Source organism: Peribacillus sp. P4_B1 (assembly GCF_056402395.1).
The window spans coordinates 1-2,091 of sequence record NZ_JBFUHM010000128.1; the positions used below are offsets into that span (position 1 = coordinate 1).

Below are 2,091 nucleotides of genomic sequence, written 5' to 3' on the forward strand. Positions count from 1 at the left end.
ACGAACGATATGACCAGCCTTCCTCCAACTTCAAACGAACAACTTCTCGCTTTAATTCTTCTGTATATGTTTGAAACGTTTGCCCCTTTTTTGCCATAGAAAAATCCCCTCTCAGATAGACTGTTAAGAACATTTTATCATGCTCTCTTTTTACTCTGTCTACCTGTAGGGGATAATACCAGTACGCTGATGATGCCCTTATCTTTGTGAAAAGTGAAAAGGCAGCGAACCGAGTAATGAGCACAATCGTGAGATTTATAGAAGAGAAATTAGGCCTGATAGTCAACGTAGAGAAGAGTAGAATCTCACGTCCAAAAGAGTTGAAATTCTTAGGATTTGGGTATTATTATGACACTAATAACAACAACTACAAAGTGAAACCTCATCCAAGTTCTGTACAGAAGTTTCAAAGGAAACTTCGACAACTGACAAAGCGAAATTGGAATGTTCCACTAGACTACCGAATATTGAAATTGAACCAAGTAATAGTTGGATGGGTAAACTACTTCAGAGTGGCAAACATGAAAAAAATGACGGAACGAATAGACACAAAGCTTCGCTCTAGAATTAGGGTCATCATATGGAAACAATGGAAAGTAGCGAAGAAACAAATTAAATCGCTTATTCAACTAGGAATTCCGGAGGAAGAAGCGAAAGGATTAACCTACTGTCGAAAAGGTTACCGATTCATAGGATTATCCAAAGTCGTCCAAAGAGCAATCTCAAACAAAAGACTAAAGCAGAGGGGAGTTCCCTCTGCTTTAGAACATTATCTAAAAGTACACACTGTGATATAAATTGAAACGCCGTATACGCGAACCGTACGTACGGTGTTGTGAGAGGGGCGAAAATAAACATATTTTCCCCCTACTCGATTATGCAACTATCAGGGCAGTTTAGTTGAATAAGGGAAATAAAATAACCGTAGTAAAGGCTAATACTGAGGTGAGTTATAGAAAAAGAAATTTTTATTATTAATCATTTTATGCTTTAGCTTAATCTTAGCTCCCAATTCTTTAAAAGCTACAGAAAAACCTGAAGACGTGTTGGAAAAAGCATTAATTAAGCTATTACAGGAACCAATTAGCTTGGTAGGGGGGAGATTGGTTTAGAGGTAATGAGAAAATATTAGAAATAAAACAAGATGAAGAGAACATTGATATATTTAACGTTAAAGTTCAAGTAGTAAGTTTCCAAGGTCCACATACCCCACCATATATGGAAGAGATAATAACTTTTAAAATTGTAGGGAATAAAATCAAACCAACCAATTATTTCAACAGAGTTATCCCAGAAAAAGAGTGGCCTAAATTTCAATTACAATAAATTCTTATGGAACTAACGGGTTCCTTAAGGAATAACAAGGAGTGAGTGGAAATGAGTTTGGCTTCCTATATTGGGTGTGATATAGAAATACCGATTAATGATGATGAATATTCAGATGAATTTTTTTATATTGGCGGTTGTTTTGCCGGTGAGTTTGACTTGCTAAGTGTAAAGAAGTATCAGTTTACTACTCCTTACGTTTATGAGGTATCAAGTCATTGGGGAATTGAGATTTTAGAATATATGAACCCAAAAACGTGTGCCGAATCGAAAAAGAAACTAATAGAATTATGTAAAATTATGGACAGTTACCTTGATAAAGGTGATTTTTTTGAACTCTATAGTTGTTGGGTAGGAGAAGAAGCTGAAAAGCGAGATGGTGAGTTAACTCTCCAAATCAATAACTTTGATATTGACCAGATTGAAATTCCCGAAAAAACGTTAGTTAGATTTGAAAAATGAATTTTTCTTCTTCAACTAACGGGTTTAGTTCATTACCAGGAGCTGATCAGCAGCTCCATTTTCGTGCGCCCGGCATGGGTGCAATCTATAGGGTGGAAGTCCCGAATCATGAAGGCAGTAGTAGTGGTTAGCTTAATGCAAGGGTGTCCACGGTGACGTGGAATCTGAAGGAAGCAAGCGGCAAACCTCCGGTCTGAGGAACACGAACTTCATATAAGGCTAGGTATCATTGGATGAGTTTGCGAAACAAAACAAAGTCCTTACTGCCGAAGGTGGTACAGAGTAAATGAAGCAGATAGATGG

At 37.2% G+C, this 2,091-nt stretch carries 3 protein-coding genes and 1 pseudogene; all 4 read left to right on the plus strand.

The features are described from left to right. Positions 1 to 188: 188 nt before the first annotated feature. Positions 189 to 326: pseudogene (locus AC1DVK_RS26715) on the plus strand (group II intron reverse transcriptase/maturase); the annotation flags it as partial. Further along, a complete protein-coding gene (locus AC1DVK_RS26720) occupies positions 321 to 797 on the plus strand; it encodes a group II intron maturase-specific domain-containing protein (RefSeq protein ID WP_477627806.1) in 477 nt (158 codons plus the stop codon). The pseudogene AC1DVK_RS26715 and the gene AC1DVK_RS26720, both read left to right, overlap by 6 nt. A 337-nt stretch (positions 798 to 1,134) precedes the next feature. After that, positions 1,135 to 1,326: a DUF3888 domain-containing protein gene (locus AC1DVK_RS26725; protein WP_477627807.1), complete on the plus strand. Its 192-nt coding sequence runs from the start codon at positions 1,135 to 1,137 to the stop codon at positions 1,324 to 1,326. Positions 1,327 to 1,377: 51 nt separating this feature from the next. Next, on the plus strand, positions 1,378 to 1,788 hold the full coding sequence (locus tag AC1DVK_RS26730; RefSeq protein WP_089364552.1) for a hypothetical protein: 411 nt from the start codon (positions 1,378 to 1,380) through the stop codon (positions 1,786 to 1,788). Positions 1,789 to 2,091: the final 303 nt, after the last annotated feature.